Origin of the sequence: Sedimentibacter hydroxybenzoicus DSM 7310 (assembly GCF_013403245.1) — a bacterium.
In the GTDB taxonomy this organism is placed as follows: Bacteria; Bacillota; Clostridia; order Tissierellales; family Sedimentibacteraceae; genus Sedimentibacter; species Sedimentibacter hydroxybenzoicus.
In genome coordinates this window covers 52,673-68,980 of the sequence record NZ_JACBNQ010000015.1, presented here as the reverse complement: position 1 = coordinate 68,980, position 16,308 = coordinate 52,673, and the positions used below count along the sequence as shown (strand labels likewise).

Annotated in this window: 11 protein-coding genes; 8 read left to right on the top strand and 3 right to left on the bottom strand. The window is 38.3% G+C overall.

What is annotated here, in order from left to right; genetic code table 11:
- Positions 1–375 precede the first annotated feature (375 nt).
- From HZF24_RS12620 to HZF24_RS12600, 5 genes are all read left to right on the top strand, one after another.
- Positions 376–1,143, top strand: coding sequence for a LytR/AlgR family response regulator transcription factor (locus HZF24_RS12620; protein WP_179238687.1), 768 nt, complete (start codon positions 376–378; stop codon positions 1,141–1,143).
- Positions 1,140–2,456 carry a sensor histidine kinase gene (locus HZF24_RS12615; protein ID WP_179238686.1) on the top strand — a complete coding sequence of 439 codons (1,317 nt, stop codon included), beginning with the start codon at positions 1,140–1,142 and terminating at the stop codon, positions 2,454–2,456. Before HZF24_RS12620 ends, HZF24_RS12615 begins: the two co-directional genes overlap by 4 nt.
- 148 nt (positions 2,457–2,604) lie before the next feature.
- On the top strand, positions 2,605–3,567 hold the full coding sequence (locus HZF24_RS12610) for a BclA C-terminal domain-containing protein (RefSeq protein WP_179238685.1): 963 nt from the start codon (positions 2,605–2,607) through the stop codon (positions 3,565–3,567).
- 392 nt (positions 3,568–3,959) lie between these two features.
- Positions 3,960–6,113 carry an InlB B-repeat-containing protein gene (locus HZF24_RS12605; protein ID WP_179238684.1) on the top strand — a complete coding sequence of 718 codons (2,154 nt, stop codon included), beginning with the start codon at positions 3,960–3,962 and terminating at the stop codon, positions 6,111–6,113.
- Between the two features lie 338 nt (positions 6,114–6,451).
- On the top strand, positions 6,452–7,282 hold the full coding sequence (locus tag HZF24_RS12600; protein WP_179238683.1) for an AP2 domain-containing protein: 831 nt from the start codon (positions 6,452–6,454) through the stop codon (positions 7,280–7,282).
- Between the two features lie 246 nt (positions 7,283–7,528).
- Here the strand turns inward: HZF24_RS12600 and HZF24_RS12595 are convergent, their stop codons facing one another.
- A complete protein-coding gene (locus HZF24_RS12595; protein WP_179238682.1) occupies positions 7,529–8,218 on the bottom strand; it encodes a FadR/GntR family transcriptional regulator in 690 nt (229 codons plus the stop codon).
- Positions 8,219–8,501: 283 nt separating this feature from the next.
- On the opposite strand from HZF24_RS12595, the gene ilvD reads away from it, so the two are divergent.
- The 3 genes from ilvD (at position 8,502) to HZF24_RS12580 (ending at position 12,591) form a co-directional block, all read left to right on the top strand.
- Entirely contained in the window at positions 8,502–10,169 is a 1,668-nt protein-coding gene (ilvD, locus tag HZF24_RS12590) for a dihydroxy-acid dehydratase (protein WP_179238681.1), read from the top strand.
- A gap of 46 nt (positions 10,170–10,215) precedes the next feature.
- Complete coding sequence (locus HZF24_RS12585) at positions 10,216–11,175, top strand: bile acid:sodium symporter family protein (RefSeq protein WP_179238680.1); 960 nt, start codon at positions 10,216–10,218, stop codon at positions 11,173–11,175.
- Positions 11,176–11,448: 273 nt separating this feature from the next.
- Entirely contained in the window at positions 11,449–12,591 is a 1,143-nt protein-coding gene (locus tag HZF24_RS12580; RefSeq protein WP_179238679.1) for a Fic family protein, read from the top strand.
- Between the two features lie 170 nt (positions 12,592–12,761).
- On the opposite strand, the gene HZF24_RS12575 is transcribed toward HZF24_RS12580, so the two are convergent.
- On the bottom strand, positions 12,762–14,534 hold the full coding sequence (locus tag HZF24_RS12575; RefSeq protein WP_179238678.1) for an ABC transporter ATP-binding protein: 1,773 nt from the start codon (positions 14,532–14,534) through the stop codon (positions 12,762–12,764).
- Positions 14,531–16,300, bottom strand: a complete 1,770-nt coding sequence (locus HZF24_RS12570) for an ABC transporter ATP-binding protein (protein ID WP_179238677.1) — start codon at positions 16,298–16,300, stop codon at positions 14,531–14,533. Before HZF24_RS12570 ends, HZF24_RS12575 begins: the two co-directional genes overlap by 4 nt.
- Positions 16,301–16,308 lie beyond the last annotated feature (8 nt).

Below are 16,308 nucleotides of genomic sequence, written 5' to 3'. Positions count from 1 at the left end.
TAAACAAAATGGTTATATCTCGTTATTATTTTATTACATTACTAAATTATACCGTACTTCCATACGGGTAACCGCTAATGTACCCAATCCGTAGTTTTATGTAACGAATTTCATGCAGCTCAAAATTAACTCACTCAAATAATAGAGAATCCCGCAGTTTTTTATTGATAGATTAATTATCAAGGATGTAAACATAAAAATTGGGAACGTGAAAATGCGAATTGGGAACATCAAACGTTATTTATGATGAAATGTGGTATCAATTAAACATTACAGATGATTATAAATATTGATGAAGTATATAAATTCAGGGCATACTTCAAAATGAACGTACTATAAATTTCGGATATTTTCTTAGGAGGCAAAATATAAAGTATGTTAAAAATAGCTTTATGTGATGACAATAATGATACAATTACGAAATATGCTGAATTAATTTCTGAGCTTGCTGAAAAATATAAGATACAAATTGAGATTTCCTGCTTTAACAGCGGGGAGTCTTTGCTCTTTCATTATGGTTATATACAGGAGCAAATAGATATTATATATTTAGATATTTTGATGGATAAAACAGACGGTATGGAAACAGCAAGAAAGTTAAGGGACAATGGTTGTAAAGCACAAATAATATTTTTGACCAGTTATGAAGATTATGTTTACGAGGCTTTTGAGGTAAATGCGGCACATTATCTAATAAAAGAAGATACAAGCAAGGAAAAATTTGAGAATGTATTTTTAAAGGCAGTTGAGAGGGTTTCAGAGAACAAGGAAGAATTATTTGCTTTTAAATTTGAAGGAAAGACAACTGTGATTCCTGTTCGCGATATATCATATTTTGAAATATGGAAAAGAGTTGTTACAGTGTATTATGGCAATGGAGAATCAGCAAAATTCTATTATAGTATAGAGCGATTGGAAAACGAACTTTCAAGAAAAAATTTTGTCAGGGTACATCGCTCCTATTTGGTAAACTTATCCTATATTGAAATTCTCCAAAATCAAAGTATAAAACTTAAAATCGGAGCAGTAATTCCCGTAGGAGTCACTTACATGGAAAGCCTTAAAAGTTCACTTTCAGATTATATATCTCGCTTTCATATTTTTAATGCTACGAAGCTGAATAATGGGGATGGTAGCTTATGATAGAACTTACTATGTTAGTAATAATTTTATATTACTATTCTTTTATTTTTTATTTTCAAAAAATCTTTCCTCCAAAGAAAGCAAAGCATATTCAAATATTAATATCTATGCTTATAGTTGTATTTACCTATCTGTCTTTATATAAAGTTAATATGCTTTGGGCTGCTATGATAGCGATTATAGCTATAATGACAGTCTCGCTTCGTTTAACTACCGGAATGAATTGGCTTCAGGCATTATATGGCGGAGCAATATGTGTTATAAGTGCTTATTGTGCACGAGGGATATTAATATCAATTTTTTCATTTTGCTTTGCTACTCATATTTTTTTAAACGATGCCAATTTATATTATACTATTACTATATTTGCATTGCCTGTATCATTATTATTTTTTTATATTTTACGTATTACTATCATTCCGGATAATAAACTTAAAACTTTCCTAAGTAATTCTTCTCAACTTAAATTTGTGATAGTTTATGAAGTTATAGCTACAATTAATCTGACAATTATAAACTTCGGACGAGTGTTATCTCTCGATGCTGTTTGGTATACGGAAATAGCTTTAACAGCAAGTATATTGACCATAGGCATGCTTATATATTCTACATATCAATCTATCAGAAGTACGGAGATTATAGAATACCGATTAAAGGCGCAGATGCTGGAAGAACAATTTAACAGACAATTACTGCATTATAAATCCTATCAAAGATATACCGATAGCTTTCTTAAATTCAAGCATGATTATAAATCATTGATGACAACATTAAAATCAATATTGAGAGCGGGAGAAATTGATAAGGCAATCAATTTAATTGATAATATCCATGATGATATGAATAAAAAGGTTCAAGTTCATAAGAAGTATTCAGATAGCGTAGTTTTAGATGCAATATTGCAGGACTTGGCTAATATCTGTGAAGAAGAAAAAATACATTTTACTTCTAAAGCATTTTCTCCGAAGAATACAGAACTTACACTAATCGACGCGGTTCGGGTTATATCAAACATTACCAATAACGCTGTTGAGGCTTGTCTGAGAACTCCTGTTTCAGAAAGATTTATTGATATTCTTTGTGTAAGTGATGCGCAGTGGGCAATGCTCCAAATAAGGAATTCATATAATGGTGATGTGATTCTAAAAAACGGAAAATTAATAACTACAAAGACAAATAAAAATATTCATGGCTTTGGATTAGGTATTGTGAAGGATATAGTAGAAGGTATTGGTGGTTTTGTAACATATGATATCGATTCAAAGAAGAAAATATTTCAAATAAGAGTTCATATACCTAAAGTATATGAATGAGACTAATCGAATGGAATAGTGGAATAGATGAAATTTTAAGAAAATTAATTGATGCAGCATGTCACATAACTGGATAAGCCTTAATATATTAATATTAGATAGTGTAAGTATAAAACTATCTAATATTATATGAAAAGGTGTATTATTTATGGATTATAATTATAATAATATAAACAATCAGAAATGCTCTTATGATATGTGTCAGAGGAATAAATATCCATGCTGTTGTGATTATCCATACCAGTGCCCCATATGTATTACGTGTCCGCCAGGTCCACAGGGTCCGGTAGGCCCAACAGGAGCAACAGGAGCAACAGGTCCGCAAGGTCCGATAGGTCCGGCAGGTCCGGCAGGTCCGGAAGGTCCGGCAGGTCCGGAAGGTCCGGCGGGAGCAACAGGCCCACAAGGTCCGATAGGCCCGGCAGGTCCGGAAGGTCCGGCGGGAGCAACAGGCCCACAAGGTCCGATAGGTCCAACAGGTCCGGAAGGTCCGGCAGGGGCAACAGGTCCACAAGGTCCGGCAGGTCCGGAGGGTCCGGCAGGAGCAACAGGTCCACAAGGTCCGGCAGGCCCGGAGGGTCCGGCAGGAGCAACAGGCCCGCAAGGTCCAATAGGTCCGGAGGGTCCGGCAGGAGCAACAGGCCCGCAAGGTCCGATAGGCCCGGAAGGCCCTGCTGGAACTATGACTTTAGCCTTTGGCGGACTATTTAATGATGCATTGCAAATTATAACTGTTCCAGATGATGGAACCCCAGTAGTTATCGATCTGCCGGAACAAATGGAATTCAATAATATGACCTCGGGAACCAACAGTATCACCATTGATGTCTCGGGAATTTATAAGATTGACTTTTCAACGATACTGCAGTCAACCGGGGCACAAACGGGAATTATTATTGCTGTGCAGGTAAATGGTGTTCCAATACCGGCATTGACACCAGGATATGTTGCCACTGAACAGTTTGAGAGCTTGGCAACTGGTGCCATAGTGACATTGACTGAGGGCGATGTCTTGGATTTAGTGATTTCTAGCGGGACCGGAGGAACAATTCTACTTGGTCCATCCCAAAACGCAACCCTTACCGCATTTCTTCTTGCTCCATCAGTTTAGCATGACTAGGATTTGATTAAAATGAAAATTAAAAATATTGATTGGACAATAAGTATTGACAGATATTAAGTATGTATATTTAATAGCCTTCCAATGTCTTTTATATGACTTGGAAGGTCTTTTTATGCGTTAATATCATTTCAATCTATAAGCTGTTGATCTGCACTTTCTATAGAATATAGATGAGAAATAATCAGATTAGGAATATATGCTTTAGCCTTATTGGGTTGATAAAGGATCAATTTAATAAGCATATTTTTATGATTATTCACAATAAAAAAATTCAATACATAAAAGTCCTTATTTAGAACATGAATATAAATTTAATAAAGTTTTGTATTATAATTTAAAAGCCTGAATTATAATATTTCAAAGAGAAAAGGAGGAACAATATGTTAAAGGAAGCATATAAAAGTCGTAGGATATTATGCCTATTTATGGCTGTAATGATAATATGCGGGGTGTTTCCTATGGAGACATCAGCAGAACCAACAGGTGAAGAACCGGATGCTGTAGAATGTATAGTAGCGTTTGATCCTGATGATGGGAGAACTGGATATAAGGATTTCTATAAAACGACTGTTCACAAGGGAGATAAGATAACCGATATTCCGGAGGACCCAAAACGTGACGGTTATTTTTTTGCCGGATGGTACGCATATACAGACGCATCGGGATTTGGAGTATATTGGGATTTTGAAAGTGATACCGTTGAAGAAAATACAACATTATGGGCTGAATGGGATGAAGGCTATATAGTAGCATACGACCCGGATGATGGAAGAACCGGATATAAGGATTTTTATAAAACGACAGTACAAAAGAATGATAAGGTGACAGATATTCCGGACGCTCCGAAACGTGATGGATATTTCTTTAAGGGATGGTATGCGTTTTTAGATAAAAATGGTGACCCGGTGTATTGGGATTTTGACAGACATAAAGTTACAGAAAATACAACACTATGGGCAGATTGGGAAGAAGGTTGTATAGTAGTATTTGACCCGGATGATGGAGAGGCTCAGTATAAGGATTTCTACAAAACAACAGTCCACAAGGGAGATAAAGTAACAGATATCCCGGAAGATCCGCAAAGGGATGGTTATTTTTTTAAAGGATGGTATGCATATTTAGACGATGAGGGTCCTGTATACTGGAATTTTGAAGACGATGTTGTTGAAGAAAACACGACACTATGGGCTGATTGGGAAGAAGGTTGTATAGTAGTATTTGACCCGGATGATGGAGAGGCTCAGTATAAGGATTTCTACAAAACAACAGTCCACAAGGGAGATAAAGTAACAGATATCCCGGAAGATCCGCAAAGGGATGGTTATTTTTTTAAAGGATGGTATGCATATTTAGACGATGAGGGTCCTGTATACTGGAATTTTGAAGACGATGTTGTTGAAGAAAACACGACATTATGGGCTGATTGGGATTTAGGTAAAATAACTAAAAATTCAAGTACAGATAAAATAACCATTGGCAAAAGCTTCACTTATACAATTACGGTGGTTTATTCCGAACACGCCGAAAGTATATGGGAAGATGTTATAGCGCGGGATGTATTAAATGATGAATTGGACTATATTGGTTACAAAAGCGAAGATGGAGTAGTGGTTTCAGCAAATGGCAGAGAGTTAACCATAGACTTTGGAGATGTAAATATAGGTGAAAGCAAAACGGTGACCATTACTGTAAGAGTAAATAATAGTGGTAAGATAGGAACAGTCATAGAGAATAGAGTAATAACCGATGATGGTAAAACTGCAATAGACCCAAATGGACCTAAAATTACAGAGGAAAAACAAGAGGAGAAACCAGAGAAAAAACCAGAGAAAAAACCGGGAAAAGAAACTGAGGGTCCATCTAATGGAGATGAGAAAGAAATAGTTATTACAGGAGAGATTCCTTTAGGATTATTAAAAGATGACCACATTGCTTATGTACAAGGCTATCCGGAGGGAGATTTCAGACCGGAAAATCCAATTACCAGAGCGGAATCGGCACAAATCTTTTACAATTTATTAATTGATGTAGATAAAACCGGATATTATTCAAGTTTTTCTGATGTAAAATCAAGCTCCTGGTATGCAGATGCAATTCATTGTTTAAGTGCAAATAATATTATCTTGGGATACCCGGACGAAACCTATAAACCAGATCAATATATAACTAGAGCAGAGTTTGCTGCCATTGCATCAAGATTTGATAATTTGAGCAGTGATAATAATAAGAGTTTTATTGATTTGGCAAATAGTCATTGGGCATATAAATATATAATGTCAGCCAGTGATAAAGGTTGGATAAGTGGTTATCCGGACAATACATTCAGACCTGAGCAAAACATTACTCGATCTGAAGTTGTAAAAATCGTAAATAACATGCTTGGAAGAGGTATAAAATCAGAAGACATACCAAAGAATCTGCATACGCTATATAGTGATCTAACTATCGAACATTGGGCATTTGGAGATATAATAGAAGCTTCGGTTGAACATCTCTATACACGAGATAAAGATGGATGGGAAATCTGGGAATGAATCGGTAGTGTAAATGGTTTTTAATATTCTCATATCTTTAATTAATAATTGGTTAAGGATACAAAGTAATATAATGTAGAAATATGGTTATTGCTAATCTGTCAAGGATCAATTGATTAAGTATATTGTACCTTTAACTAGTTATAATATACTTATTTCTTTTCCGGTAACAGGATAAGGCTATACGGAGGGAAATTCGATACATGAAAACAATAACTCAATACATGGATTTAAAATAAAACAATTTTTCTATTATACTTTATTTAAGTTGTATCATTTGCCGTAAGTCAATCTGAAAGCATGTCAATATAAAGTGAAATAAAAAGGGTGATTCATATATGAAAGGAACTAGTAAGAATATAATTGGTCATAAATTCGGACTTCTTACTGTTTTAAGAGAATATAGAAATGAAAAAGGTTACCTGGTTTATGAATGTATATGTGAGTGTGGTACTATAAAGACTGCTTATAAAAGCAATATAGTATCAGGAAGAACAAAAAGTTGCGGTTGTCTTGAAGAGAAAAACAGGCGAAAATATAGGGATATAAGCGGGCGGCGTTTTGGAAGATTAATAGCCAACAGACCTACAGAGCATAGAAGCAGCGGAAGTATTGTTTGGGAATGCAGTTGTGATTGTGGTAATACGATTTTAGTTTCAGGGCCAAATCTCACAAGAGGGTTTACCAAAAGTTGCGGATGTTATAATTTGGAGAAGAAAGATATCTCAAACCAAAGATTTGGGAAACTTACATCCCTGTATCCAGATACTTCAGTGGAGAATCTACCACAAAAATGGATATGTAGATGTGATTGTGGCAATTTATGCAGTGTCAGCATTTCAAACCTAAAAAATGGACATACCCAAAGCTGCGGATGCCTGCAGAAAATTGATTATAGAACCTTGATTGATGGTACATGTCTTGAAATTATAGCATCCACAAAAGTTCCTGTTAATAATCGAAGTGGGATAAAAGGTGTTTCATATCATAGCAGAAGTAATTCATGGATTGCTAAGCTTACATTTAAAGGTGTAGATTATTATCTTGGGAAATATGATAATATAACGGATGCTGCAAAAGCTAGATGGGAAGCAGAAGAACGACTGGTAAGACCATTCTTGGAAAACAATTTTTATTTGTATGACAGAGAAAAAGATAAACATAAATAATAGTTTATTAAGGCTGCCGAAGCCTATCATCTTGATGACTTTGTCGTCAATCTGTATAAACATAAATAATGGTTTATTCTTATATAGGATTTAAGAGAGACAAAAGCTAACTTACTAAAGTGGTATTTTGTCTTTTCTGGATTTTGGCGTATTTAGTAGTATTTTAACATCAGCAGCATAAAGTGAAACAGTAGCACAACGAGCTTCATCCTTAAAGGTGTGTACCCTGCGGCGAAGGATGGTGTATCATAAATTTAAATCAGTTATCCCTCTTTTAATATGATAGTACATTGCTAAAGCAGCACCGTCGGCATCTCTGTTTTTAATAAAATCAGCTATCATACGGTGATATATTATTGCGTTTTCGACAGCTAACTTATAATTACCGGTATAAAAGGCGGTATCTATAGCATCTTTTATAGCGGCTCCAAGTGTCGGCAGCATTGATTCGATAACATTATTATGTGTTGCTTTTGCTATAGCTGCGTGAAATTTCTGGTCAGCTGCTTGAAAAGGTCTGTTATTTGTAGCTTCTGTAAATGCTTCCTGCTCATATTTTATGATTTCTTCAATATCGCTTTCGGTTGCTCTTTCAATTGCCAGTTTCACTACAGCGGGTTCAAACATCAGACGCATTTCAAACCAGTTCAGTACTAACTTTTTTTTATCTTCTAAGTAAGATATTCCAAAAGGATCATTCTGAGAATTCGGATTAGCTGTGACAAAAGTGCCTCGCCCTCTCTCAATCGTCAGTACTCCATTTGCAACAAGCATTTTAATTGCTTCTCTTAATGATGTCCGGCTGACGCCAAGTTCATCGGACAGTATTTTTTCGCTGGGCAATTTATCACCAGGCATGTATTTTTTTTCAATAAAAATCATATCACTTATTCTATTCGCAATTATACTTGAGACAGGAACGAAATTATTTATCATAATCATCTCCGATATTTAAAAAATTTTATATTTTTATTGTAGTATATTTTTGCTGTAAAGTAAAGGAGAGGTAATATGTCTTTTTGATAAAGAGGTACTACCTCTTTTTGATAAAAAATTATTTTTTATCGTATTGACAGCGATTTTCATATAGATTATAATGAAAATATAGAAATTAAGAGTTTTTTTGAAAAAAGACATCATACAAGTTTTGCCGAATATATATTAAAAGAAAATAAGGGTAGCTTATTGAAACTACCTTAAAAGTAGGAGGAAAACAAAAATGAGAAGTAATTCAGTAACAAAAGGTGTTCAAAAAGCACCGCATCGTTCATTATTTAATGCATTAGGACTTACTAAGGAGGAGCTGGACAGACCTTTAATAGGTATTGTCAGTTCATACAATGAAATAGTTCCCGGTCATATGAATCTTGATAAAATTGTTGAAGCGGTAAAAATGGGAGTTGCTATGGCCGGAGGGACACCGGTAGTATTTCCTGCCATAGCAGTATGCGACGGTATTGCAATGGGGCATGTAGGGATGAAATATTCACTTGCTACGAGAGAGTTAATAACAGATTCTACAGAAGCAATGTCAATGGCTCATGCTTTTGACGGTCTTGTAATGGTTCCTAACTGTGATAAAAATGTACCGGGCTTATTAATGGCAGCTGCAAGAATTAATATTCCGGCTATATTCGTAAGCGGCGGACCAATGCTTGCCGGAAGAGTTAAAGGTCAGAAAACAAGCCTTTCAAGCATGTTTGAAGCAGTCGGAGCTTATAATGCAGGAAAAATGACATTGGAAGAAGTAGAAGAATATGAAAATAAAGCATGTCCGACATGTGGTTCATGTTCAGGCATGTATACAGCAAACAGTATGAATTGTCTGACTGAAGTTTTAGGGATGGGGTTAAAAGGAAACGGTACAATCCCAGCTGTTTATTCAGAAAGAATACGACTTGCAAAACACGCAGGTATGCAGATCATGGAATTAATAAAAAATGATATAAAACCCAGAGACATAATGACTGAGGATGCATTTCTCAACGCGCTTGCAGTGGACATGGCATTAGGCTGCAGCACAAACAGCATGCTTCATTTACCGGCCATAGCTCACGAAGCTAAAGTAGAATTAAATCTTGATATAGCTAACGAAATCAGTGCTAAAACACCGAACCTTTGTCATTTGGCACCGGCAGGACATACTTATATTGAAGATTTAAATGAGGCCGGCGGTGTTTATGCGGTTATGAATGAATTAAATAAAAAAGGTCTGTTAAAAACTGATTTAATAACTTGCACAGGAAAAACAGTAGCAGAAAATATTGAAGGCTGTGTTAATAAAAATCATGACGTTATCAGACCAATTGAAAACCCTTATAGCGAAATAGGCGGAATTGCCGTATTGAAAGGTAACTTAGCTCCTGATTCCTGCGTTGTAAAAAGATCGGCTGTTGCACCTGAAATGATGGTTCATGAAGGACCTGCAAAAGTGTTTGATTGTGAAGAAGATGCAATTGAAGCAATCAACTCAGGGAAGATTGTGGCAGGAGATGTTGTTGTCATACGTTATGAAGGCCCTAAGGGCGGACCGGGTATGAGAGAAATGCTGAGTCCTACATCGGCAATTGTGGGAAGAGGATTAGGAAGCAGTGTCGCACTTATAACTGACGGACGTTTCTCGGGAGCAACGAGAGGTGCAGCCATAGGTCATGTTTCTCCGGAAGCTGCGGTAGGAGGAAATATAGCCTTAGTTGAAGAAGGAGATATTATAAAAATTGATATAAAAAATAATAAAATAGAATTTGTAGCTACAGATGAAGAATTAGAAAGAAGAAGAGCGGAGTGGAAGCCAAGAGAGCCGAGAATTACGACAGGCTATCTATCAAGATATGCAGCTTTGGTTACTTCCGGAAACAGGGGAGCAGTATTAGAGGTTCAAAAATAGTTAATGTACAAAAATTAAAATTATGTTAATAGGAGAGGATATTAAAATGAGGGTATTAGAAAAATTAAGTAATTTTGTAGGAAAGTACATGGCATATATAGTTATAGTAATAGCGGCAATAGCATTATTTGTGCCGACAACATTTTCTTTCTTAAAGGCATCTTATATTAATCCATTATTAATGATTGTAATGTTTGGTATGGGACTGACTTTAAAATTGGACGATTTTAAATTAGTATTAAGCAGACCTTTAGAAGTATTGATAGGATTTGCGTCGCAGTTTGCGATTATGCCGCTGATTGCTTTATCATTGGTTAAAATATTTAATCTGCCGCCGGAATTAGCAGTAGGTGTTGTGCTGGTAGGTACATGTCCCGGCGGAACATCTTCAAATGTTATGACTTTCTTAGCAAAGGGTGATGTAGCATTATCTGTAACAATAACAAGCTTTTCAACTTTATTTGCACCGATTTTAACTCCGTTTATAACTAAGCTTCTTATAGGGGCAACTGTAGAAGTAGATGTTATGAGTATGTTTATTTCTATAGTTCAGGTTGTAATTGTACCAATTGCTTTAGGTTTTGTAATCAACAAGTTCTTTGGAAAAATAACAGAAAAATTGGTTAAGATTTTACCGCTTGTTTCTGTAACAGCAATTGTGGCCATAGTTGCTACCGTAGTTTCATTAAATTCAGCAAAATTAATGACCAGCGGACTTTTAATTATTGCAATTGTAATATTACACAATAGCTTCGGATATTTATTAGGCTTCTTTACAGCTAGAGTATTTGGATTAAGCTTATCAAAACAAAAGACAATAGCTATCGAAGTAGGTATGCAAAATTCAGGCTTAGCAACATCTTTGGCTGCAACAGCATTTGCTCAATATCCGCTGGCTACAATACCAGGTGCAATATTCAGTGTATGGCATAATATTTCAGGAGCGATAATTGCTAATTTCTTTGCTGCAATGAAAGACGAGAAAGAAGAAACCAATAATGCATGATTGATTTATCCGTATTTCGAGCAATTATGCTGTGACCAAGCAAGTGGTTCAGAAATGAAATGTGGTACTTTTTAATTGTTATGTAAATTTATATCGGTTGAGCTGGAAAAATTATAGCTCAACCGATTTTTGTTATAAATGCAAATAAAAATTATGTATTTTCATTTGGGGCATAAAAATGCAAATAAATTAACTTAATTTTCAATTCAACTATTGAAATGCAAATAAAAATAATATATAATCATTTTAAAGTTAAAAATGAGGAGTGATTTTGTGAAAAACAGAGCAGGACGAAAAATTAAAGCAGGAAGCGGCAATGCTGAGTATAATTGTTTTATACCTGCACCTATGCCGCCGCAAAACCCATCAATACAATATGATGATGAAATGATTTATTTAATATCTGAAGCAAACAGATATATTGGAAGACTTGATGAAGTGACAGATACACTCATTTCGCCCAGATATTTTGTATATATGTATGCACGCAAGGAAGCAGCCTTGTCTTCGCAAATTGAAGGTACACAAGCAACTTTTTCTGATCTGATAAAAGCAGAAGCGGGCATGGCGGATGAAGTTCCTAATGATGTAAAAGAGATTGAAAACTATGTAAAAGCTACAACTTACGGATTTGACAGGTTGGAAACCTTGCCGCTGTCTTTAAGACTTATCAGAGAAATACATGGCATTCTTATGGAAGGTGTCAGAGGGGAAAATAAAACACCGGGAGAATTCAGAAGATCACAGAACTGGATTGGAGGATATTCTATAAGTACAGCAAGCTATATTCCACCCTCAGCAGATTACTTAAATGGCTGCTTAGATAATTTCGAAAAGTTCATGCATGAGGATGACATGATGTCACCACTTGTCAAAGCAGCACTTATTCATAGTCAATTTGAAATGATTCATCCGTTCTTGGACGGTAACGGCAGAGTTGGAAGGCTTTTGATTGCATTTTATTTAGCGGCAAATGATATTCTGCACAAGCCAACGCTTTATATTTCAAAATTCATCAAGCGCAATCAACAAGCGTATTATGATTGTCTTTACAGTATTCATTCAAAAGGAGATTATGAGACATGGATAAAGTTTTTTCTGACCGGAGTTATTGAAACAGCTCAGGAAGCAGTTGATATTGCAAGAAGTATCACTACTCTCAGAGAAGAGGATTTGAAAAAGATAAATGCTATGGGACGTACCAGTGAGAATGCTATGATTATTTATGAAGGCTTATTTGACAAACCTACCATTAGTATTGAAGAAGCCGCAACTAAATTAAATGTGAGTGTTGCAACAAGCGGACGCTTGCTTGAAAGACTTTTTGAAGAGGGAATATTAAATAATCTTGACAATCGTAAACGTAAGAAAATATTTGTTTATAAAAGATATATTGATATTTTTAATAAGGAATAAAACTTGAAAAACACTGTCTATACGATTTGTAATACCGGTTACAGCGGGAGGTTATGCCCCCGCTGAAGCATTTTTTCTTTCTCTCAAGCTGTTAAATTCCTTCTTTACCATCAGCATTGTCCACAGAACGATAATTGTGTCAATTACGAGAGAGCCGTAATATATGCCGCCTACGCCGACGAATTTTGGCAGAAGCAGCCCCTGTTTCTGCTCCAGCCCCTGCTGTTTTCTCTTGCGGTTACAAAGTGCTTGTAGATGCCGCCTGTATGCATGAGCTCCTCATGTGTGCCCTGCTCTGCAATTTTTCCGTCCGATATTACCAGTATTTTGTCCGCATGACGGATGGTATTCAGTCTGTGGGCAATGACAAGCAGTGTCTTACCCTTGCAGAGCTCGCTTATGGCCTGTTGGATGTAGCTTTCATTGTCGGCATCCACGCTGGCGGTTGCTTCATCCAGGATTACTATGAGAGCGTCCTTCAGTATGCAGCGGGCAATTGAGATACGCTGCTGCTCACCTCCGGAAAGGCTTGCGCCGCCTTCGCCAACGATTGTTTCAAAGCCGTCGGGCAGTGCCATGATAAAGTCGTAGCAGCGGGCTTTCTTTGCAGCTTCTATTACCTCGTCGCGGCCGGCAGTGGGTCTGCCCATAATGATGTTGTTGTAAATGGTGTCCTGAAACAAATACACCCGCTGGAACACCATGCTTATATGATCCATGAGGTTGCTGAGAGGAACGTCACGCACATCCTGACCACGTACCAGGATTTTTCCGGATTTAATATCCCAGAAGCGTGCCAGCAGGCTTGCGATTGTGGATTTTCCGCCGCCGGAGGGTCCTACGAGAGCAAGCATCTTATTTTTTTCAAGACTGAAGGAAATATTGTTCAGCACATTCTTTTCACCGTATGCAAAGCTGACATTTTCAAACTGCACCTGGGGTCCGGATGTACTTTCGGGAATGGTACGTACACCGTTGTCCGGCAGCTCCTTCTGCGCAAAAACCTCCTCGATGCGGTCCATGCAGCTGTTCATAACCGTCAGCCTTGCACTCTGTCCGTACAGTGCCTTGAGAGGTCCGAAAAGGTCAAATACAAAGAGCATGATACCTATCATGTATGGGGTATCCATAGTTCCTTTAAAATACAAAAATGCGGAAAGTGCAATCACGGCGGTTACGCCGAGACTGTAAATCAGGTTTAGCCCGCGCTGCCATGGAGTATGGTTTTCTTCAAATTCTATGCTGGTGCGGCAAACCTCCTTAAAGCTGTCGGTCAGGGTTTTGGATTTCTCTCCCAGCATGTTGTAGCTCTTAATTATACCGATGCCCTCGGTAAAGTCTAAAACTGCATCAGTCAGGATACCAAGCTGCTCCTGCCTGATGGCGGAATCCTCCATAGCTTCTTTCTTTAATCCTCTTCCTAACAGAAGAATCATAAATGTTACAACCACTCCCGCAATACCGATCCACGGGTTGAAGAAAAACAGGAATGCCAGCATTATAATCTGAGAAAATATATAGTTCATCATGTCGGCTAATACAGTCATGCAGTTTTCCTCTATAAATACCATGTCCGTTGAAAGAACCGAGCTGATTTTACCGATGTTGCCCTCCGTAAAGTATCCCATGGGCATCTTTCTCAGATGCGCTCCAAGCTCCATGCGCTTGTCGGCAAAAAGCAGGTAGCCTGCCGCAGATTGCAGCCTGTCTGCAATGTTCTGGAACAGAATCTGAAGCAGTATAATTACAATCAGAGCAATACCTATACGTATACACAGCTCTGTGGTCGCAGTGCCGTTATAAAAGGCTGCCAGAACGAAAAACCCCAGGGCTATGGGCATGTTTTTCAAAAGACCCTTTAAAAAAGAAAATACAAATGCCAGAGCAATCCTGCCCTTATATTTTCCGGAAGCCATAAAAATTCGTTTCATTAAAGCTGTCATACAGATTCCACCTCCCTTTGTGTTTCTTTCATCTCTTCTGTGCTGACCTTCCACTGAGCACTGCTCTCGGCAGCACGCCAGAGCTTTTGATAAGCGGGGCAGGTTGAAAGCAGTTCATCATGAGTTCCGGCATCAATTAAATTTCCCGCATCCAAAACACAGATCTGGTCTGCGTTGACTATGGAATGCAGACGGTGAGCTATAACTATAACCGTCTTGCCCCGGATGACCTCTGCGATGGCGTCGTTCATCTTTTCCTCGTTCTCCGGGTCCATAAATGCAGTTGCCTCGTCAAGCACTACTATCGGAGCATTTTTCAGTATGGCGCGGGCCAGAGATATACGCTGACGTTCGCCGCCGGAAAGCTGCTTGCCTCCGTCACCTGCCATGGTGTGGATGCCCTTTTCCAGCCTTGCCAAAAATTCGCCGCACTGTGCCTTTTCAGCAGCTGCCATTACCTCTTCATCTGTGGCATCAGGCTTGCCCAGTCTGATATTTTCCAAAAGGCTTATGTTAAAAAGAAACTGCTCCTGAGCCACGTAGGAAATCTGATTGTTAAGGGCTTCAAGACTCATATGTTGTATATCCTGTCCGCCTATTTTCACTGCACCGCCTGTTACATCGTAAAAATGTACCAGCAGCTTGGCAAGCGTGCTTTTTCCGCTGCCCGATTCTCCTACAAGAGCCGTCAGACTGCCCTCGGGGATAATCAGGTTAATTCTGTGGAGTACCTCTGCTTCCTTGTAAGCAAAGCGTACGTCCTCAAATTGTATGCCGTAATCCTTGCCTGTAAATGACGCATCCGACTGCTGTACGGGCGGTTCGCTCATCATCTGCTCCAGGTTGTTTACCGTATAATTAATACGCACCATGGTGGGGAAAAAGTTCATTACCTTTAAAAGAGGTGCGCTGACACCAAAGGACATGCATAGTACGAGTGCTAAATCAGGCAGAGTCGAATATCCCTGCAATACAAAGTATGATCCCACAGGCAGTACAAAAAGTGCCACGCATGGTACGATGCTGTAATAAATAGCCATCCACGGCCAGCACGTTCTGTACCACGCCAGTGTGAAGTCGCGATAATTTTTTATGTCATTTTCATAGCGCTTGTAGGATTCTCCGTCCCTGTTGAATACCTTCACAACCTCCATGCCGTTGATATACTCAACGATGGTCTTGTTCATCTTTTGTGCCGATTTGTAATAGTCATCCATCTTGCTTGTGCCGGCTTTGAACATAATTCCCATGGCGAGCATGCCAAGAGGCAGAGAAGCCAGTGCTAAGAGTGCCAGCCGCCAGTCGGCGGCAAACATGCCTGCAAACACCAGCACGGGGATTGTAATGTTGGCAATACCCTCCGGTATGGCGTGAGCTAAGGGCAGCTCAATGGTTTCAACGTCGTCTATGAACATTTTCTTTACAGCTCCCACACCTTTTTCCTGAATTATACCCAGCGGCAGATTCTCAAGCTTGCCCTGCAGAGATATACGCAGGTTTTTCAGAGTGTTGTAGGCTGCATTATGAGACAGAGAAAGCCCCCACATATACAGCACCGCATACAGTGACAAGCATATTGCAATTGCTGCAATGTTGAAGATAACATACCCTGTTGTAACGGTCTGGCGCATCAACAGCGGTCTGATGATCCGGTAGATAAACCAGAACGGAAGCACCTGCATGATCATGCCTGCAAGCATTGCCGCAACGGCGGCGTAAGTGGTTTTCCGGTGTTCACCGGTGTATTCCAATACTGTTTTGAACAAAATAACCC

Bases quoted from the DNA above. Each gene is read 5' to 3' on its own strand.
- HZF24_RS12620 (WP_179238687.1), top strand. From the start codon at position 376: ATGTTAAAAATAGCTTTATGTGATGACAATAATGATACAATTACGAAA.
- HZF24_RS12615 (WP_179238686.1), top strand. From the start codon at position 1,140: ATGATAGAACTTACTATGTTAGTAATAATTTTATATTACTATTCTTTT.
- HZF24_RS12610 (WP_179238685.1), top strand. From the start codon at position 2,605: ATGGATTATAATTATAATAATATAAACAATCAGAAATGCTCTTATGAT.
- HZF24_RS12605 (WP_179238684.1), top strand. From the start codon at position 3,960: ATGTTAAAGGAAGCATATAAAAGTCGTAGGATATTATGCCTATTTATG.
- HZF24_RS12600 (WP_179238683.1), top strand. From the start codon at position 6,452: ATGAAAGGAACTAGTAAGAATATAATTGGTCATAAATTCGGACTTCTT.
- HZF24_RS12595 (WP_179238682.1), bottom strand. From the start codon at position 8,218: ATGATAAATAATTTCGTTCCTGTCTCAAGTATAATTGCGAATAGAATA.
- ilvD (WP_179238681.1), top strand. From the start codon at position 8,502: ATGAGAAGTAATTCAGTAACAAAAGGTGTTCAAAAAGCACCGCATCGT.
- HZF24_RS12585 (WP_179238680.1), top strand. From the start codon at position 10,216: ATGAGGGTATTAGAAAAATTAAGTAATTTTGTAGGAAAGTACATGGCA.
- HZF24_RS12575 (WP_179238678.1), bottom strand. From the start codon at position 14,534: ATGACAGCTTTAATGAAACGAATTTTTATGGCTTCCGGAAAATATAAG.